General features: G+C 71.5%; 21 protein-coding genes and 1 pseudogene. 12 read left to right on the top strand and 10 right to left on the bottom strand.

Features of this window, described 5'->3' with window-relative positions; all coding sequences use genetic code 11:
* Positions 1-10 precede the first annotated feature (10 nt).
* Positions 11-541: an EF-hand domain-containing protein gene (locus AB0F13_RS00290; protein ID WP_362072640.1), complete on the bottom strand. Its 531-nt coding sequence runs from the start codon at positions 539-541 to the stop codon at positions 11-13.
* Between the two features lie 518 nt (positions 542-1,059).
* Between AB0F13_RS00290 and AB0F13_RS00285 the strand changes: the two genes are divergently transcribed.
* The 3 genes from AB0F13_RS00285 (at position 1,060) to AB0F13_RS00275 (ending at position 3,024) form a co-directional block, all read left to right on the top strand.
* Entirely contained in the window at positions 1,060-1,350 is a 291-nt protein-coding gene (locus tag AB0F13_RS00285; RefSeq protein WP_362072637.1) for a hypothetical protein, read from the top strand.
* A gap of 11 nt (positions 1,351-1,361) precedes the next feature.
* A complete protein-coding gene (locus AB0F13_RS00280) occupies positions 1,362-2,426 on the top strand; it encodes a cobalamin-independent methionine synthase II family protein (protein WP_362074397.1) in 1,065 nt (354 codons plus the stop codon).
* A 178-nt stretch (positions 2,427-2,604) separates the two neighbouring features.
* Positions 2,605-3,024, top strand: coding sequence for a TIGR03668 family PPOX class F420-dependent oxidoreductase (locus tag AB0F13_RS00275; protein WP_362072634.1), 420 nt, complete (start codon positions 2,605-2,607; stop codon positions 3,022-3,024).
* 19 nt (positions 3,025-3,043) lie between these two features.
* On the opposite strand, the gene AB0F13_RS00270 is transcribed toward AB0F13_RS00275, so the two are convergent.
* Complete coding sequence (locus AB0F13_RS00270; RefSeq protein WP_362072631.1) at positions 3,044-3,271, bottom strand: GntR family transcriptional regulator; 228 nt, start codon at positions 3,269-3,271, stop codon at positions 3,044-3,046.
* 397 nt (positions 3,272-3,668) lie between these two features.
* Between AB0F13_RS00270 and AB0F13_RS00265 the strand changes: the two genes are divergently transcribed.
* Both AB0F13_RS00265 and AB0F13_RS00260 read left to right on the top strand, forming a co-directional pair.
* The gene (locus tag AB0F13_RS00265) at positions 3,669-3,848 is read left to right on the top strand and encodes a hypothetical protein (RefSeq protein WP_362074394.1); all 180 of its coding nucleotides are present in this window, start codon (positions 3,669-3,671) and stop codon (positions 3,846-3,848) included.
* A complete protein-coding gene (locus AB0F13_RS00260) occupies positions 3,845-4,072 on the top strand; it encodes a hypothetical protein (RefSeq protein ID WP_362072628.1) in 228 nt (75 codons plus the stop codon). Before AB0F13_RS00265 ends, AB0F13_RS00260 begins: the two co-directional genes overlap by 4 nt.
* 57 nt (positions 4,073-4,129) lie before the next feature.
* On the opposite strand, the gene AB0F13_RS00255 is transcribed toward AB0F13_RS00260, so the two are convergent.
* From AB0F13_RS00255 to AB0F13_RS00245, 3 genes are all read right to left on the bottom strand, one after another.
* Positions 4,130-4,672: a dihydrofolate reductase family protein gene (locus AB0F13_RS00255; protein WP_362072625.1), complete on the bottom strand. Its 543-nt coding sequence runs from the start codon at positions 4,670-4,672 to the stop codon at positions 4,130-4,132.
* A 142-nt stretch (positions 4,673-4,814) separates the two neighbouring features.
* Positions 4,815-5,288, bottom strand: coding sequence for a nuclear transport factor 2 family protein (locus AB0F13_RS00250; RefSeq protein WP_362072622.1), 474 nt, complete (start codon positions 5,286-5,288; stop codon positions 4,815-4,817).
* Positions 5,289-5,636: 348 nt separating this feature from the next.
* Entirely contained in the window at positions 5,637-6,266 is a 630-nt protein-coding gene (locus AB0F13_RS00245; protein WP_362072619.1) for a class I SAM-dependent methyltransferase, read from the bottom strand.
* A gap of 296 nt (positions 6,267-6,562) precedes the next feature.
* Here AB0F13_RS00245 and AB0F13_RS00240 point away from each other — a divergent pair.
* From AB0F13_RS00240 to AB0F13_RS00215, 6 genes and pseudogenes are all read left to right on the top strand, one after another.
* Positions 6,563-6,733, top strand: a pseudogene (locus AB0F13_RS00240) (transcriptional regulator); the annotation flags it as partial.
* A gap of 151 nt (positions 6,734-6,884) precedes the next feature.
* Positions 6,885-7,601, top strand: a complete 717-nt coding sequence (locus tag AB0F13_RS00235; protein ID WP_362072616.1) for a GDSL-type esterase/lipase family protein — start codon at positions 6,885-6,887, stop codon at positions 7,599-7,601.
* A gap of 140 nt (positions 7,602-7,741) precedes the next feature.
* Complete coding sequence (locus AB0F13_RS00230) at positions 7,742-7,879, top strand: lasso RiPP family leader peptide-containing protein (protein ID WP_362072613.1); 138 nt, start codon at positions 7,742-7,744, stop codon at positions 7,877-7,879.
* Between the two features lie 25 nt (positions 7,880-7,904).
* Positions 7,905-9,821, top strand: coding sequence for an asparagine synthase-related protein (locus AB0F13_RS00225; RefSeq protein WP_362072611.1), 1,917 nt, complete (start codon positions 7,905-7,907; stop codon positions 9,819-9,821).
* A complete protein-coding gene (locus AB0F13_RS00220) occupies positions 9,799-10,062 on the top strand; it encodes a lasso peptide biosynthesis PqqD family chaperone (RefSeq protein WP_362072608.1) in 264 nt (87 codons plus the stop codon). Before AB0F13_RS00225 ends, AB0F13_RS00220 begins: the two co-directional genes overlap by 23 nt.
* A complete protein-coding gene (locus tag AB0F13_RS00215) occupies positions 10,059-10,487 on the top strand; it encodes a lasso peptide biosynthesis B2 protein (RefSeq protein ID WP_362072605.1) in 429 nt (142 codons plus the stop codon). The genes AB0F13_RS00220 and AB0F13_RS00215 overlap by 4 nt, the downstream gene beginning before the upstream one ends.
* 189 nt (positions 10,488-10,676) lie before the next feature.
* On the opposite strand, the gene AB0F13_RS00210 is transcribed toward AB0F13_RS00215, so the two are convergent.
* Complete coding sequence (locus AB0F13_RS00210) at positions 10,677-11,666, bottom strand: aldo/keto reductase (protein ID WP_362072602.1); 990 nt, start codon at positions 11,664-11,666, stop codon at positions 10,677-10,679.
* Between the two features lie 17 nt (positions 11,667-11,683).
* Here AB0F13_RS00210 and AB0F13_RS00205 point away from each other — a divergent pair, with 17 nt between their 5' ends.
* On the top strand, positions 11,684-11,839 hold the full coding sequence (locus AB0F13_RS00205) for a hypothetical protein (RefSeq protein ID WP_362072599.1): 156 nt from the start codon (positions 11,684-11,686) through the stop codon (positions 11,837-11,839).
* Positions 11,840-12,032: 193 nt separating this feature from the next.
* Here AB0F13_RS00205 and thpR read toward each other — a convergent pair whose 3' ends face one another.
* The 4 genes from thpR to AB0F13_RS00185 form a co-directional block, all read right to left on the bottom strand.
* Positions 12,033-12,599 (bottom strand): RNA 2',3'-cyclic phosphodiesterase, encoded by a 567-nt coding sequence (thpR, locus tag AB0F13_RS00200; RefSeq protein WP_362072596.1) that lies wholly within the window; start codon positions 12,597-12,599, stop codon positions 12,033-12,035.
* Between the two features lie 591 nt (positions 12,600-13,190).
* A complete protein-coding gene (locus AB0F13_RS00195; protein ID WP_362072593.1) occupies positions 13,191-14,573 on the bottom strand; it encodes an MFS transporter in 1,383 nt (460 codons plus the stop codon).
* A 127-nt stretch (positions 14,574-14,700) separates the two neighbouring features.
* Positions 14,701-15,153 carry a MarR family transcriptional regulator gene (locus AB0F13_RS00190; RefSeq protein WP_362072590.1) on the bottom strand — a complete coding sequence of 151 codons (453 nt, stop codon included), beginning with the start codon at positions 15,151-15,153 and terminating at the stop codon, positions 14,701-14,703.
* Positions 15,154-15,385: 232 nt separating this feature from the next.
* Positions 15,386-16,861, bottom strand: a complete 1,476-nt coding sequence (locus AB0F13_RS00185; RefSeq protein ID WP_362072587.1) for an NCS2 family permease — start codon at positions 16,859-16,861, stop codon at positions 15,386-15,388.
* Positions 16,862-16,943 lie beyond the last annotated feature (82 nt).

Genomic DNA, 16,943 nt, shown 5'->3' with positions numbered 1-16,943 from the left:
TGTATATCCCTCACCTTCCCGCCACCGCACCCTCCGTCCCGCTGCTGTACAGCGCCTCACCCACGGGGGAGCTCTCCCCGCTGACGTGTGCACGGATCGAGGCGAGGTAGTCGTCACGGCTGATGTGCCCGTCGCCGTCGGCGTCCAGTGCGACGAAGGCCGCTTCGGCATTGCTGACCGGGTTCCCCAGTGCCGTGCGCAGCGTCGTGAACTCCGGAAGGTTCAGGGCGCCGTCCTTGTCGGTGTCGGCGAGGTCGAACAGTGCGCCGAGCACGGGCTTGCAGACGGTGTCGAATGCCTCGGCGCCGGCCCATGCCGCGTACTCGTCGAAGGTCACCCCTCCGTCGCCGTTCGCGTCCATCGCCGCCCATGCCCGTTCTCCGGCTGTGCGTGCGGCGATGACCAGGGGGTCGTCGTTCGTGCGCCCCGTCGCCAGCGTCACGCGCTCGGCCCGCGCGGAGTATTCGTCCTTCGAGATGACCCCGTCCCCGTCCGCGTCCAGCATGGCGAAGACGAGTCGCTTGGCGGCGGTTTCGCTCACAGAGGCACCTTCTACCGGTTTCTATCGGGTTCTAGCGGGTTTGGCCGAGGATGAGAGCTGTGTTCTCGTCCGGCCTGTCCCTACCCGGCAATCCGGGGTTCCAGGCGGCCCGGGCAGTCCGTGCTGCGGTGCCGGGGTGCACGTGGCGTATGTCCCGCGCACGGACGCGGATGTGCGCGGTCGGTCCGCTGCAAGAAGCCCGGGTGGCGGGAGATGTCCGGGGTAGTCAGGGGCCGGTAGCGATCCGGAATTCTGGAGGGCGCATGGTCGGCGGACGTGGTGCTGCGGTGGCTTTGAGTTCCCTGCTCCTGGTGGGCGCGTCGTGGGCGGGTGCTCCAGCCGGTCAGGCCGACGCGGGCCGACACAGAGGAGGTGTGCGGTGCTCGGGCGCCAGCGTGAGCACGTACGCCCCGCCCCTGACCCTTGAATCACGCAGAACCCGCGTCCATACAGACGCCCGGTACGAGTGCACCGTCGCACCGGGCAGGACGGTACCGGCCACCGGCTCTCTGGACGGGGTGTCACCGGCATCGTCCTGCGTCACCCTCGCCGGTCCCTCCCGCCTCAAGGAAACCGTGCGGTACGCCGACGGCAAGCGGTCGTTGATCGACTACGCCAAGGGCAGCACTACCCGTGTCGCCGGCGTTCTCATCGTCGAACTGTCGGGCCGGGTCATCAAGGGGCGAGGCGAAGGACAGCCGGCGCGGCGGACCGTGCTCCTCGCGCTGCCCCGCCAGCTCCCCACAGAGTGCCTCGCCTCCGGTCTCCGGGGCAGCAGCGGCAGGGCGCAGCTGGAGATCAAGCCGTGACCGCGGCCGGCGTGGGGATTCCCACCGAACCCATCGGCAGCATCCCCCGGCCCCCCGAGCTGCTCTCGGCCATGGCGGACCATGCCGCCGGCCGGCTCGGCGACGAGGAACTCGCCACCGCCCAGGACCGCGCGGTCCGCGACACCGTCCGCCGCCTGGAGGAGATCGGCTCGCCGGTCGTCACCGACGGCGAACAGTCCAAGCCCAGCTTCGCTACCTACCCCCTCGCCGGACCGGACCGGCTGGCACCCGACGGTGTCGTCATCCCCTTCGCCGACGGGCACCAGCGGCAGCTGCCCCGCCTGACGGCGGGACCGCTGCGCTACGCCGTGCACGCCGACCGCTATCTGCGGGCCGCCCTCCGGCACGCGACCGTCCCCGTCAAACAGGCCGTCATCGCCCCCTCGGCGCTCAGCCTGCTCTACCCGCCGGACGGCATCGACGGCTATCCCCTCGAGGACTTCCTCGACGATCTCACCGCCGAGGCCGAGGCCGACATCCGCGGCTGCCTGGCCGCCGGCGCGCACATCGTCCAGCTCGACTTCACCGAGGCACGCCTCGCACTGAAGCTGGACCCGGCAGGGGTCCTGCTGCAGCAGTTCATCGCGCTCAACAACCGTGTCCTGGAGCGGTTCTCCGCCGCCGAACAGGCCAGGATCGGCGTGCACACCTGTCCCGGCGGCGACCAGGACTCCACGCACAGCCTCGACGTGGACTACGCCGCCCTGCTGCCGGACTTGCTGCAGCTCAAGGCCGGCGCCTTCTACATCCAGCTGGCCAGTGAGCCGGACCCGGACAAGGTCCTCGGCCTTCTCGCCGACCATCTGCCCGGCCATGCCCGGGTGTTCATCGGAGTCACCGACCCCATCGACCCGCGCGTCGAGACCCCCGAGCAGGTCCGCGACCGGGTCCTGACCGCCGCCCGCCACCTGCCCGCCGACCGCCTGGGCACCTGCGACGACTGCGGCTTCTCGCCCTTCGCCGACGACACCTCCACCTCCCGCGACACCGCCTTCGCCAAGATCCGCGCCCGGATCGAGGGCACCGCCCTGGCCGCCCGCGAACTGCCCCTCTGAGGACACCACGGGCGGCACCGCCCGCCCGCACCGCATGGGCGGTCAGGTCCCCGTGACGGCGACCTGACCGCCCATGCGGCGGGCTGCGCTGACGAATCCGCCCACCGGCCCACAGGGGCGTCCCACGCCCACGGGGCGTCCACCGCACCCCTGGCGCTCTGCCGAGTAGGCTCAACGAATGAGACTGGGACCAGCCGAATCCAGGTCACGGTTCATGGCCTCGCCGATCGCCCGCCTGGCCACAGCCGACGCGACCGGCACGCCGCACCTCGTGCCGGTCACCTTCGCTCTGGACCACGACGTCCTGTACTTCGCGGTCGACCACAAGCCGAAGAGCACGCAGGTCTTGCGTCGGCTCCGCAACATCGAGGAGAACCCTCGGGTCTCGCTCCTCGTCGATCACTACGCCGACAACTGGGACGCCCTGTGGTGGGCCAGGGCAGATGGTCACGCAGAAGTCTGGTCGGAACCCTCTCGCTGCAGCACGCCGATCAAGCTGCTCCAGTCGAAGTACGTCCAGTACATGGAACGCCCTCCGGAGGGCCCAGTGGTGGCCATCCAAGTTCACCGGTGGAGCGGCTGGGCCTTCGCAGGCTGAGGAGTCAGAGCTTCGTCGGCTATCGCCGGGCCACGAACGAGCCCATGCCCGGGGTGGTGACGATCAGGCCCTCTTCTCGGAGTGCGGCGGTCACCTTGCGGACGGTTCCTCGCGCGACGTCGTACTCCTGCTCCATACGCACTTCGGAGATCAGGTGGTCGGGCGGGTACTCACCGCTCTCGATCCGGTTGCGGATGTCATCGGCGATCTGAGCCCACTTCGGCCGCTTCGGGTCAAACTCCATCACGGCGATGACTGTATGCATCAATATGCAGGCGGACATAGACACTAGTGTACTTGTCTAGGCATGGACAGGGGGGTCTAGGTATTTTGGACGCAAGACCTATGACAGACCCCCGCGACCGTGCGACCGGTCCGGGGGCATGGCCAGCAGCCTGCAAGGAGCTGATGACGTGAAAGACCTTATCGCCCGCCTCCTCCAGTGGACGAGAGCGCTGTTCGCAGACGTCCCGCCCGGCCTCGACCGCACCACCCCCGGCCCCGCCACCGCTCCCTCCGCCCCCGCCCCTCTTTCCCTCCCCCACACAAGCGCCGTAGGCCGCCCGTCCGGCCACCGGGAACCGGCCTGCACATGCCCTGACGCCCGGCATGCCGTCCCTCGGCTCGGCACGTTCGTCATCGACATGCATCTCGGGAAGGTCGGTCAGGTCATGGGCCACGAAGGCCCTCGCCTCCAACTGCGGCCCCCCGCAGGCGGGCTGGAGTGGGAGGTGGCTCCCGATGCCGTGCGCGCCGCCACCGACGCCGAGCGGCTCAGCGCCAAGGTGCAGGCGGTCAACGCCCGGGGCAGGTGGGGCAAATGAGCCTGCCGCGCGTCGCGGTCGGCACCGTCGCCGTGGACACGTTCACCGGCGCCGTCGGCACCGTGACCGAATCGGCCGACGGCCTCGTCCGCCTGCAGTACCCCAACGGCTACAGCTGGCAGGCGTACGCGACGAACCTGCGGCCGCCCGGGCCGGCGGAAAGGCACCGGCTCGTAGCGGCAGAGCGCGCGTGGTCCCCGGTCACGGTGACCGGGACCGACTGAACGCGCCGGACCGACAACACGGGTGGGGGACTCCCCTCCGGTCCCCCACCCGAGGCGTCACTCGCCGTTCGGCCGGTAGTCGAGGACGATGGCGCCGGAGCTGAACGTCGTCGTCCCGGCCAGGGCCCACTTGGACGTCGGCGTGCCCTCCGGGAAAAGGCGCTTGCCTTCGCCGACGACGACCGGGTGGACCCACAGCTTCAGCTCGTCCACCAGGCCCTCGGCTATGAGCGAGCGGATCAGGGCGCCGCTGCCGTAGATGAGGATGTCCTGCTCGTACCGCTCCTTGAGCGCGGCGACCTCCTTGGCCAGGTCGCCCTGGACCAGGGTCGCGTTCCACTCCGCCGTCTCCAGGGTGGTGCTGACGACGTGCTTGGGCATCGCGTTCATCCGGTCGGCGAAGCCGTCCTCGTCCGTCATGCCCGGCCACGCCTGGACGAAGCCCTCGTACGTCTCGCGGCCCAGCAGCAGCGCGTCGGAGGCGAAGAGCCGGGTGTGCGCGTACTCGCCGTGCTCCTCGTTGAAGTACGGGCCGGTCCAGGCCGGGCTCTCCATGACGCCGTCCAGCGACACATAGACCAGCGCGACGATCTTGCTCATTGCAACCCCCAGTACATAGCCCGGAATTCGGGCACACACGGACACGGCAGGGGACGCCTTGCGAACGCGTCCCCCGGCCTGATCAAAACCTAGGGCATGCCACTGACAACGGACTTGGCGACGGATCCCGCCAAGGCCGCCGTCACGACCCGCCGGGGGAAGCCAGGCGGTCCGTCGTCCCGCCGAAGGGCAGGAACGTGGACCGGGTGGCCAGCAGCCACACGCCCCCGACCTTGCGGAACGCGTCCTCGTAGTGGCCCACGTTCGTGGGCGCCCGGGGCGACACCATGCCGCCGGTGTAGCCGTCGACCCGGTAGGTCGCGAAGTACGAGGTCGCGGTGGCCGTCGCCGAAGAGTCCACGGTGACCAGGATGTTGGTGCACATGCGGCGCGAGAGCCGGTCCGCCGGGCGGGAGCCGAAATAGCGGCGGATCGCGTCGCGGCCCTCCACGCGGCGTTCGTCGGCGGCCCATTCCCAGACTCCGTCGGGCGTGAACAGCTCCGCCACCGTGCTCGGGTCCCCGAGGTCGAGCCGGCGGACGAACTCGACGATCAGGCGCTCGCAGGCGCGCTCGGCGATCAGGCATTCCATCGGATCAAGAGGTTCTGTGATCATGAGCGATTCCTACCAGCAGGACCAGGCGCCTGTTCGAGGTTCGGGCATGCCGAGGAATCGGGCATGCCGACCGTTCGGACATGCCGACGGGCGGCCCCGCCCCGGCCCGCCCCGGCCCGCCCCGGCGGCCGTCGCGGCCTGGGCGGTGACTCGCAGACGCACGGCGTGGGCTCCGCCGGCCCGAGCTCCAGGGCGCGGCGGCCCTCACCGAGGACTTCGGCGCCCGGCCCGTAGCCGGGGTACTGGGTCCTCCCGGGCGAAGACGAATGACATTTCGTCATCCGCTTTGCGCACACAGCGGCCCGGCAGTGCTCACTGCGCTCCCGGGCCTGACGGTCTCCGACGCCCTTAGTGGAGGCGGGCCAGCAAGTGGGCGTCGAGGAAGCCCCGCTCGGAGGCCGGGTCGTGGATCAGCCGGGCGAACGGGACGAGCCCGGCCCCGGCAAGCAACTCGGCGAACCGGTCCACCGGCCAGCTATAGGCGGGCGTCACCTTGTGGTCGAAGCGGACCGGCTCCGGTCCGTCGGTCGCGAAGAACGAGACCAGGAGCAGGCCCCCTGGTGCCAGGACACGCACCTGCTCGGCGAGCAGCGCGGGCAATTCCCCAGGCGGGGTATGGATCATCGAGTAGTGGGCCAGCACGCCGCCGAGCGCGCAGTCCTCGACCGGCAGGGCCTCCATCCGCGCCTCGTCGAACCGCAGCGCCGGATGAGCCCGCCGGGCGTGGTCGACCATGGCCGGGGAGAGGTCGAGCCCGAAGGCGTCCAGCCCCAGGTCGTGCAGCATGGCCGTCAGATGCCCAGGCCCGCACCCGACGTCGGCTGCCCGCGGGTTCCCCGTCCCGCGCACCAGCTCGGCGAAGGTGCCGACCATGGCCCGCGCGAACGGCTGCGTCTCCAGCCGATCAGCGAACATCGACGCATACAGCTCGACGATCCCGTCGTAGGCCGCCCTGGTCTCTTCCTGGTGTTCCACCACGGGAAAGGAAGCTAACATCCGCGCACGTTCGCAGCGTCTTCGGCCCCGTATCGACCCCCACCCCTGGAGACTGACTGTCCCGTCACGTGATCACGGGGCTGGCCCTTAGTGGCAGTTCGCCCCCGGGCTGCACGGACCACACTTGCCGTAGTCCCTCTCCCACAGCTTCCAGTCCATCCCGAAGCCGTTCTCGGCCACGATCCGGGCGGTGCGCTGCACACTGCCGTCGTAACACTGCCGTCGTACTTGAACTCGATCTCCGGCCCCACTTCTCCGGGCGGCCCGGGCGGCTACGAGGCAGGCCTGAACAGACCGCTTCCGAGTTGCTGTCGGCCGTGCGCTTCTCGCCCGGCGAGGTCCGTGACCGCCCAGCGATCCGGCAAATCGTCACCGCCCTGCGGTCTCGGCACTCCCGGGTCCCTGGGGTCCGTGAGCTGATTGCCGTCACCGGCACGGATGCCGCCTGACGGTGCTACGCGGCACCCTTGGTGCTGACCGAAGTTCGCCCAGGAAGGCTGGGCGGCCGCCCCCGGCCAGCCCCGGCCCGCCCCGGGTCCTCTGCCCGGGGTGTCCCGCGTCACGTATCCGCCCCGCTCCCCAACCTGGGAAGATGGAGGTATGCGGATTATGTTCGTCGGCGACTCGATGACGGTCGGTAGCGCCGGTGACTACACATGGCGCTACCGCATGTGGCAGCACCTCAACGCCTCCTACGGCGGCCCGTACAAGATCGTTGGCCCCCGCAAGGAGCTGCACGACCCCGCTGCCGGTGACGGCGCCGGAGGGTCCCTCGACTACGGCGACCCGGGGTTTCCCGAGCGCTCGCGGGGGCACCTGGCGGGCTGGGGCGAGGGGTGGCAGCACATGGTGCCGCTCATCGGGGACGCCGTGCGGCAGGGGAAGGCGGACACGCTGCTGATCTCCCTCGGCCTGATAGACCTGGGCTTCTACACCGACGCCGAGCAGACGGCCGCCAACGTCCGTCGCTTCGTCGCCGAGGCCCGGGAGGCCAACCGGCGGGTGCGGGCCGTGCTGATGCCGGTGATCCCCAACATCCGCGCCTTCACCGAACCGGCCTTCGCCGCCGAGTGCGAGTACTTCAACGAGCTGCTGGCCAAGGCCGTCGCCGACCTCGACGAGCCCTCCTCGCCGCTGCTGCTCGCCTCCCGCCCGGAGGGCTGGGACATCGACCGCGACACGTACGACGGGACGCACCCCAACGTCAGTGGCGAGCACCTCATCGCCGGTGCCTTCGCGGCCGCGATGCACGAGGCGTGGGACGTGGGCGGCCCGTACACCCCGGCGTCCGCATCCGCCTCCGCCTTCACCTCCTGACTGCCGGAAACCACCGCCATCCTTAACTCCTTAGGGTGATAAATACCGCCTACTGGCGTAGTCCGGCAGGTTACGGGCACTTCCGGAGCAAGTGCAGATTCCGCACTGCTGACAGCAGGGGCAAGGCAGGGGGACTATCCATGGACCAGCACGAGCTCTATGAACCACCGGCGATGGCCGAAGTCGGTGACTTCGCCGAGCTGACCCGCGGCGAGGCGATCGGAGCGTTCTACGAAGGCGGGGCGCCTCCCTTCGAGTGGTACCCCGGCCCCAGCTGAGGTGGCTGGCCGAGGCTGACAGCCCATGACCGGTGAAGTGTGGTTCGCCGTCCTCCCGGACGGTGAACCGGGCTTGGCCGCAGCGCAATTGCTGCGCCCCCGGGCCACCGAGACCATCGCTCATCCTTCGGGCCGCCCGTGGTTGCTGGGCAGCTGGCCGGACGGACATGTGACGGTGGGCGCGGCGGGGGCGCGGCGACTGGCGGTGATCGGGCGCTGCCCGGTCACCGCCGACGAGCTGTCGGCGCGTGCGGGGCAGATCCGGGACATCGCGGACGTGGAGCGGGCCGCCCGGGGCCTGAGAGGCAGCTTCCACCTCCTCGCCTCGGTCGAGGGCCGGGTCCGGGCCCGAGGCAGCGCGTCGGGGGTGCGGCGGATCTTCCACGCACGTATGGGCGGTGCGACGGTGGCCGCCGACAGATCGGACAGGCTCGCCTCGGTGACCGGGGCGGGCGTGGACGAGCGGCTTCTGGCTCTTCACCTGCTGGCCTCGCCCCCTCCCTACCCGCTGGAGGACCGGTGCCTGTGGCAGGGCGTGCACGGCGTGCGGGCCCATGACTGCCTGCTGATCGAGGCGGACGGGCAAGCCCGTACGCAGCGGTGGTGGAACCCTCCGGAGCCGGAGCTCCCGGTGGCCGAGGGGGCGCCCGCGGTGCGCGGGGCGCTGACCGCCGCGGTGGACGCCTGCACGGCCGGTGGCGGCACGGTGAGCTCGGATCTGACCGGAGGAATGGACTCCACCAGCCTGTGCTTCCTGGCGGCCCGGGAAAGCTCCCGGGGCCGGGCAACGCTGGTGACGCTGCGCTGGGAGAGCCTCGATCCCGGCAACGACGACGCCGCCTGGGCCGCCCTCGCCACCGCCGGGCTCCCCGGCATCGAGCATGTGACGCCCTCCCGCGACCAGTGGCCCCTTTGGTACAGCGACCTGACCGGCCCGAGCAGCATCCCCACCGAGGAACCGGGTGCATGGGTGCGCGATGGCGCCAGAATCGCCGCCCTCGCCGGACTGATGACCGGCCGGGGATCGCGACTGCACATGATGGGCGGCGGCGGGGACGAACTGTTCACCTCCCCTCCCCCGCACTTGCACGACTACGTCCGAAGCCGTCCCCTGGCCGCCTTCGCCCGCATCCGCACGCAACGCGCCTCCCAGCACTGGCCGCTGTGGCAGGTGCTGCGCCAACTCGCTGACCGCCGTACGTTCAGCCAGTGGATGGCCGCCTGGGCGGACAGCCTCACCGACCCTGAGCCCCCTTCGGCGGCTCTCGCCCGCTGCGCCCCCTCAGCAGCGTGGGGCATGGACCTGCGCATGCCGCCGTGGGCGACCCCTGACGCGGTCCGAGCGGTGCAGAGCCTGCTCCGCGAGGCGGCCGACGCCGCCGAACCGCTCGCGCCCCAGCGCGGACAGCACGCCGCACTCTCGTACGTACGGGCCGGTGGGCACGGCATCCGCCAGCTGGACCAGGTGTTCTCCCGCACGGGGCTGGAGTACGCGGCGCCCTACCTCGACGACGGCGTGATCGAGGCGGCACTGGCCATCCGCGTGTCCGAACGCACCACGCCCGGCCGGTACAAACCGGTGCTCGCCGCGGCGATGCGTGGAATCGTGCCCGCCCCTCTCCTCCAGCGTGCCACCAAAGGCGAGTACAGCACCGACTTCCACGTCGGCCTGCGCCGCAACCGGGCGTCCCTGGTGGAGCTGTTCGACGACTCACAGCTCGCCCGCGCCGGACTGATCGACGCCGCAGCCATCCGCACGAGCCTGCTCGGGGTCCACCCCACCCCGGACGCGCTGCGCTCCCTCGGCCCCACTCTGGGCAGCGAGACCTGGCTCCGCGCCCGCCCCGGGAGGCCCGGCCCACTGACCACCGCGGCCACGGCGGCCACGGCGACCACCGAAGGAACACCGAAGGAACACCGTGAGTCTCACCCTGCGCCATGACGTCTGCGCGACGGACACAGAGGACGGCATGGTGCTGCTCGACGAAATCACCGGCCGCTACTGGCAGCTCAACGGCACGGCGACCCTCATCCTGCGCACCCTGCTGGGCGGCGCCGCACCGCAGAAAGCGGCGTCCGGGCTCCGCGAGGCATACCCCCAGCTCACCGTCGAACGCTCCGGCAGTGACACGGCCTCGCTCATCGACGCGCTGCTCGAAGCCGGGCTGGTGGTCCCCGCATGAGCCAGGCGATGGTGGCGGCGGCCCGGGAGCGCCTGCCACTTCACCGACGCCCGCCGGTGCTCCTGGCCACCGTCACCGCCCGGCTGCTCGTCCTGCTCAAGCCCCACCGCATCCGGCGCGTCCTGTCGCTGGCCCGGCGCGGGGCCGCCCCCGCCACGGCCGAGCAGGCCCTGGCCGCGCGCCGGGCGGTCGTCGCGGTGAGCGCGCGCTGTGCCGGGGAGGGCTGTCTGCAGCGCTCCGTGGCCACCGCGCTGCTGTGCCGGATGCGCGGGGTCTGGCCGGACTGGTGCACCGGGGTACGAACGGCGCCGTTCCGCGCACACGCCTGGGTGGAGGTCGACGGCGAGCCGGTCGGCGAACCGCACCGGGCAGGGCACTACCACCGGATGATGGTCGTGCCGAGCCGGCCACGGAAGCCTCTCTGACCCCCGGCCCCGACGCCGGATGCCCTCCCCCTTGGCCCGCGGCCTCGCCCAACGGCGCCGCGACGCCCCTCGCTGACCCGCCGTCAGCCTCCGTCGGCTTCCGGGGCCCAGGACCCGCCGGACGGGCCCCATGCCCCGGCCGGATGCCGTGCCGGGCCCCGAGGCGACCGGCCGGGGCACTGCCTCAGCTCACCACGCGAACGCCTCCGGCGACGGGCCCGGGCCCGGGAAGATCTCGTCCAGCGACGTCAGCAGTTCCTCGCCCAGCTCCAGTTCCACCGCGCGCAGCGCGCTCTTGAGCTGGTCCAGGGTGCGCGGGCCGACGATCGGGCCGGTGATGCCGGGCTGGGCGAGGAGCCAGGCCAGTGCCGCCTCGCCGGGTTCGATGCCGTGCTCGGCGAGGAGGTCCTCGTACGACTGGATCTGCGCGCGGACGGCCGTGTCGGCCAGGGCGGCCGCCGACCGGCCGGAGGCGCGGCGGCCGCCCTCGTTCTCCTTCTTGATCACGCCGCCGAGCAGGCCGCCGTGCAGCGGCGACCAGGGAATGACACCGAGGCCGTACTCCTGCGCGGCCGGGATGACCTCCATCTCGGCGCGGCGCTCGGCGAGGTTGTACAGGCACTGCTCGCTGACGAGCCCGAGCGTGCCGCGCCGGGCGGCCATCTCGTTCGCCTGAGCGATCTTGTAACCGGGGAAGTTGGAGGAACCGGCGTAGAGGATCTTGCCCTGCTGGACGAGGACGTCGATGGCCTGCCAGATCTCCTCGAAGGGGGTCCGGCGGTCGATGTGGTGGAACTGGTAGAGGTCGATGTGGTCCGTCTGCAGCCGCTTGAGGCTGGCCTCGACGGCGCGCCGGATGTTGAGCGCGGAGAGCCGGTCCTCGTTGGGCCACGGCTTCCCTTCGGCGTTCATGCCGCCGAACACCTTGGTGGCGATGACGACCTTGTCGCGGCGGTCACCGCCCTTGGCGAACCAGTTGCCGATGATCGACTCGGTCCGGCCCTTGTTCTCGCCCCAGCCATACACATTGGCGGTGTCGAAGAAGTTCAGGCCCGCGTCGAGCGCGGCGTCCATGATGACGTGGCTTTCGGCCTCTTCGGTCTGCGGGCCGAAGTTCATGGTGCCGAGGACGAGTCGGCTGACCTTGAGCCCTGTGCGTCCGAGCTGCGTGTACTCCATGGGCTTCAGCCAACGCCTTGGAGTCCGCTCAAGGCAAGGGTGGCCCGCGCCGCGCGCACGGCCGGGCCGTCACGCGCCTTCCTCCAGCCGGTGCGGAGCCGGGCGGCGGCCTCGTCACCGCGGACCGGCACACCGAGGACAACCGGACGCTGCTCGACCGGTTCGGCGGCTGACGGCTCGACCGGCTCCGCTCGACCGGTTCGGCGGCTGACGGCTCGACCGGCTCCGCAGCCGAGGGAGCGCGGCGGGCGGCGCCGTCACTTCACCGCGGTCACCACGGCGACGACGACGAGCATGACGGCGAATGCACCGGTCATGATCCGGTTCCTGGTCTTGGGGTCCACCCCATGAGCGTAACCGGCTCGGTCACCGGCCCAGCTCCCAGGCCGCGACCGTCTCGTACCGGGGGCGCTCGCCCGGCACGCCGGAGGCACCGGGCAGCCTGCTGCGTACGAGCTCCAGGCGCTCCACCGGCCACCACCGGCCCTCGAACCCCGCCAGCCCCGCCACGTACGGGCGCAGGTTCACCCGGTCGGCGACGCGCGCGAGCGTGATGTGCGCGTGGAAGGCGTGCTTCTCGTCGACCGGTACTCCTGCCCGGCGCGCCCCTGCGGCGGCCGACCGGGCGAGGCCGCGCAGCGTCTCCACGTCGCCGTCCGCACCGGCCCACAGCAACCGGTCGCCGAACCGGCCTCCGCCCGCGAAGCGCAGGTCATGCGGCGGATGCCGGTGCGCGGCGCGCGCAAGGCGCTCGCCGAGCCCGGGCAGCAGGCTCTCGTCGACCTCGCCGAGGAAGGCGAGGGTGAAGTGCCAGGTGGCAGGCTCCGTCCAGCGCAGCCGCCCCGCGCCGGGCAGGGCGCGCAAGGCGTGCACGGCGGCCGCGAGTTCGTCGACGGCTGCTGCGGACGGGTTCACTGCGGCGAACAGACGCATGCGGCCAGTGTCGCTCCGGAGGAGGCGGACAGCGACGAGGCGCGGGGGCGGGGGGCGGCGGCGCGGCACGGGGACGGGGGACGGCGGCGCGGGACGGCGGCGCGGCACGGGGACGCGGGACGGCGGCGCGGCACGGCGGCGCGGCACGGGGACGCGGGACGGCGGCGCGGCACGGGGACGCGGCACGGGGACGCGGCACGGCGGCGCGGCACGGGGACGGCCGCGTGGCCCCGGTGGGCGGACCGGCCGGGCCCGCGCCTGGCAGGCGGGCCGTGCCTGAAGGCGGGCCGCGCCCGGCAGGCAGGCCACGCCTGGCAGCCCTTGCGCCCGGGGCGGACCGGCCGGGCCACGCCTGGCAGGCGGGGCGGGTGGCACCTGGCAGGCGGGGGCGGGCCGCACCCGGCAGGCAGGTGACGCCCGACACCCGGGCCGCACCCGGCAGCCCTCGCGCCCGCCCGGCCCGTTCCACCAGGGACGCCCCGCCGCCCGCCCGGCCCGTCCCACCGGAGACCCCCGCCGCGCGCCCGGCCGTTCCACCCAGGACGCTCGCCGCGCGCCCGGCCGTTCCACCCGGGACGCTCGCCGCCCGCCTTACGCCGCCACGGTCACGTCCTCGCGCCGGGCCGCCGGCTCACGCGGTACGAACGCCACGTGCCGGCGCCCGCGCCGCAGGTCTATCTTCAGCCGCAGACCGCCCGCCCGGGCCAGCGCGAAGCCGATCCCGGTCGCGGCGAGGACCGAGACCGCGCCGCCGGCGAGGAAGCCGACGCGGGGCCCGTACACATCGGTGATCCAGCCGACCAGCGGCGCACCCAGCGGCGTACCGCCCATGAAGACCATCATGAACAGGCTCATCACCCGGCCGCGCAGGGCGGGATCCGACGCGAGCTGCAGGCTCGAATTGGCGGTCACGTTGATCGTCAGACCGCACATGCCGATCGGTACCAGCAGCAGCGCGAAGGTCCAGAAGGAGGGCGCCAGCGCCGCCGCGACCTCCAGCACGCCGAAGGCCACCGCCGCGCCGACCAGCAGCCGCAGCCGCGAGCTGCCCCGGCGCGCCGCGAGCAGCGCGCCCGCCAGCGAACCGGCCGCCATCAGGGTGTTGAGCAGGCCGTACGTGCTGGCGTCGGCGTGGAAGACGTCGTTGACGAACGCCGTGAGCCAGATGGGGAAATTGAACCCGAAGGTACCGATGAAACCGACCAGCACGATCGGCCAGACCAGCTCCGGCCGTTCGGCCACGTGGCGCAGCCCTTCCCGCAGCTGGCCCTTGCCGCGCGGGGCGGGGTCGGTCCGGTGCAGTTCGGCGGTGCGCATCATCAGCAGTCCCGCGATGGGCGCTACATAGGACAGCCCGTTGAGCAGGAACGCCCAGCCGCTGCCCACGGCGGTGATCAGCACACCGGCGACGGCGGGGCCGACTAGGCGGGCGGACTGGAAGTTCGCGGAGTTCAGGCTGACGGCGTTGCGCAGGTCGGCGGGGCCGACCATCTCCACGACGAACGCCTGCCGGGCGGGGTTGTCGACGACGGTGACCAGGCCGAGCGCGAGCGCGGTCAGGTAGACGTGCCAGACCTGCACGTGCCCGGAGAGGGTGAGTGCGCCGAGCGCCAGGCCCGTGACGCCCATGGCGGCCTGGGTGATCAGCAGCAGCGGCCGCTTGGGGCAGCGGTCGGCGATGACGCCGCCGTAGAGGCCGAGCAGCAGCATGGGCAGGAACTGCAGTGCCGTGGTGATGCCCACGGCGGCGGAGGAGCCGGTGAGGCTGAGGACCAGCCAGTCCTGGGCGATGCGCTGCATCCAGGTGCCGGTGTTGGACACCACCTGTCCGGTGGCGAAGAGCCGGTAGTTGCGGACCCGGAGCGAGCTGAAAGTGCCTCCCTTGGATGTGCGCTTCACGCGCGGCAGGGAGGTGGTGCTTGCGTCGTCGTGGTTCGGTGCGGGTGCGGAGTCTGCTCCGTGTCCCGTACTCAAGGTGCGTTCGCCTCCTTCTTGTGCGGGCTCCGCCGGTTGGCGGGGTGGTTCGATGCGCTGTGCCGGCCGGCGCCTCACCCACCTGCCGCGAACGGCCGCTTCGTCAGGCGCCGCGCCGCTGCAGCCGCTACAACTGCGCGAGCTTTTCGAGTACGGGCGCGGCGGCGCGCAGCGTCGCCCACTCGTCCTCGTCCAGCTGCCCGGCCAGTTCGGCGAGCCAGGCGTTGCGCTTGCGCCGGCTCTCTTCGAGCATGGCTTCGGCCTGCTCGGTCTGGCGGACCACCTTCTGGCGGCGGTCCTCGGGGTGCGGCTCCAGCCTGACCAGGTCCTTGGCCTCCAGCAGCGCGACGATGCGGGTCATCGACGGGGGCTGCACGTGCTCCTTGCGGGCGAGCTCGCCCGGGGTGGCCTCGCCGCAGCGCGCGAGAGTGCCGAGCACCGACATTTCGGCGGGGCTGAGCGACTCGTCGACCCGCTGGTGCTTGAGCCTGCGGGACAGCCGCATCACGGCCGACCGCAGAGCGTCCACGGCGGCTTCGTTGTCTGGTTCGGAGGTGCGGGACTGGTCCGGCATGTTCATTAGATTAACTCATTACCTGAACTAAGGAAAGCGGACAGTGGGGCGGACGGAAGCACACGTGGGCGGCCGGGCATCACGCCCGGCCGCCCACGTCGACACGGTCTACGGCTCCGCTCTACGCCTGCTCCACGACTGCCGCCGCAGAGCGCGGCCCCGCTTGGTGCGTACTCGCGTTCCGCTTATTCGCCCAGCGCGTTCCGCGTTGTGCATTCCGCCTCGCGCGTACTACTTCCTACTTCACGCCCAGCAGCTGCTCGATCGGGTCCAGCAGGAAGTAGACCAGGAAGCACAGGCCCACCACGTTGAGCAGCCAGGGGATCTCCCGCGCCCGCTTGTCCGCGACCCGCAGCAGGATGAAGGCGAGGACGCCGATGCCGATGCCGTTGGTGATCGAGTACGTGAACGGCATCGAGATGATCGTCAGGAAGGCGGGGACCGCGATCGTGAAGTCGCTCCAGTCGATCTCCTTGACGTTTGCCGCCATGATCAGGAAGCCGACGACGAGCAGCGCCGGGGTGGCGGCCTGCGAGGGGACCACGGTGGCCAGCGGGGTGAAGATCAGGGCGAGCAGGAAGAGCCCGCCCGTCATCAGGTTGGCCAGGCCCGTACGGGCACCCTCGCCGACGCCGGCGGTGGACTCGACGAAGCAGGTGTTGGCGGAGGCGGAGCCCGCGCCACCGGCGGCGACGGCGACGCCGTCGATCATCAGGATCTTGCCCATGTTCGGCAGCTGGCCGTTCTTGTCCGTCAGCCCGGCCTCCTCGCCGACGCCGATGATCGTGCCCATCGCGTCGAAGAAGCCGGACAGCAGCACGGTGAAGACGAACAGGCAGCCGGTGAGCAGACCGACCTCGTGGAAGCCGCCGAAGAGGCTGACCTCGCCGATGAGCCCGAAGTCGGGGGTGTCCACGATCTTGTCCGGCCAGGACGGCACGGACAGGCCCCAGCCCGCCTCGGGGATCTTCACCAGCGAGTTGATGACGATCGCGGTGAACGTCATCACCACGATCCCGATGAGGATCGCACCGGAGGTCTTGCGCACGACCAGGATGAAGGTCAGCGCCAGGCCGATCACGAAGATCAGCACCGGCCAGCCCTGCAGCTGGCCGCCCTGGCCGAGGCCGAGCGGGACGGTGGTGTGCGCGAGGTCGGGGTTGCGGGTGACGAAGCCGGAGTCCACCAGGCCGATCAGCGAGATGAACAGGCCGATGCCGATCGCGATCGCGCGCCGCAGCCCGCCCGGGATGGCGTCCATGACGCGCTGCCGCAGGCCGGAGGCGACCAGCACCATCAGCACCAGGCCGGCGAGCACCACCATGCCCATCGCGTCGGGCCAGCTCATCTTGGGCGCGAGCTGGAGCGAGACGACGGCGTTGATGCCGAGGCCGGCGGCGCAGGCGATGGGCACGTTGCCGATCGCGCCCATGAGGACCGTGCTGAGCCCGGCCATCAGGGCGGTGGCCGTGACCAGCTGGGCGTTGTCCAGCTGGTGGCCGAACTTGTCCTGGCCGGCTCCGAGGATGATCGGGTTCAGCACGATGATGTAGGCCATCGCAAAGAAGGTGGCCAGCCCACCGCGCAGCTCGCGGGCGACAGACGAGCCGCGCTCGGAGATCCGGAAGTACCGGTCGAGGGCGTTCTTCGCGGTGCCGGGCGGCGTGGGGGACGGCTGCTGCGCGTCGACCGCAGAGGTGGCCGAGGTGGGCATGCGGGGACCTCAGTCGTATGGGCCGGGAGCGGGGTCACGGCCGGGGAGACAAACAAAAAGGATCATGATTGGATGGCGCCTT

Origin of the sequence: Streptomyces sp. NPDC026206 (assembly GCF_040638465.1) — a bacterium.
GTDB lineage: Bacteria > Actinomycetota > Actinomycetes > Streptomycetales > Streptomycetaceae > Streptomyces.
Note: the sequence above shows the minus strand (reverse complement) of the source record. Positions and strands in the feature narration are given on the sequence as shown.

Coding starts and splice junctions, on each gene's coding strand:
- AB0F13_RS00275 (WP_362072634.1), top strand. CDS start 2,605: ATGAGACTGGGACCAGCCGAATCCAGGTCACGGTTCATGGCCTCGCCG.
- AB0F13_RS00265 (WP_362074394.1), top strand. CDS start 3,669: ATGCATCTCGGGAAGGTCGGTCAGGTCATGGGCCACGAAGGCCCTCGC.
- AB0F13_RS00260 (WP_362072628.1), top strand. CDS start 3,845: ATGAGCCTGCCGCGCGTCGCGGTCGGCACCGTCGCCGTGGACACGTTC.
- AB0F13_RS00255 (WP_362072625.1), bottom strand. CDS start 4,672: ATGAGCAAGATCGTCGCGCTGGTCTATGTGTCGCTGGACGGCGTCATG.
- AB0F13_RS00250 (WP_362072622.1), bottom strand. CDS start 5,288: ATGATCACAGAACCTCTTGATCCGATGGAATGCCTGATCGCCGAGCGC.
- AB0F13_RS00235 (WP_362072616.1), top strand. CDS start 6,885: ATGCGGATTATGTTCGTCGGCGACTCGATGACGGTCGGTAGCGCCGGT.
- AB0F13_RS00230 (WP_362072613.1), top strand. CDS start 7,742: ATGGACCAGCACGAGCTCTATGAACCACCGGCGATGGCCGAAGTCGGT.
- AB0F13_RS00225 (WP_362072611.1), top strand. CDS start 7,905: ATGACCGGTGAAGTGTGGTTCGCCGTCCTCCCGGACGGTGAACCGGGC.
- AB0F13_RS00215 (WP_362072605.1), top strand. CDS start 10,059: ATGAGCCAGGCGATGGTGGCGGCGGCCCGGGAGCGCCTGCCACTTCAC.
- AB0F13_RS00210 (WP_362072602.1), bottom strand. CDS start 11,666: ATGGAGTACACGCAGCTCGGACGCACAGGGCTCAAGGTCAGCCGACTC.
- thpR (WP_362072596.1), bottom strand. CDS start 12,599: ATGCGTCTGTTCGCCGCAGTGAACCCGTCCGCAGCAGCCGTCGACGAA.
- AB0F13_RS00190 (WP_362072590.1), bottom strand. CDS start 15,153: ATGAACATGCCGGACCAGTCCCGCACCTCCGAACCAGACAACGAAGCC.
- AB0F13_RS00185 (WP_362072587.1), bottom strand. CDS start 16,861: ATGCCCACCTCGGCCACCTCTGCGGTCGACGCGCAGCAGCCGTCCCCC.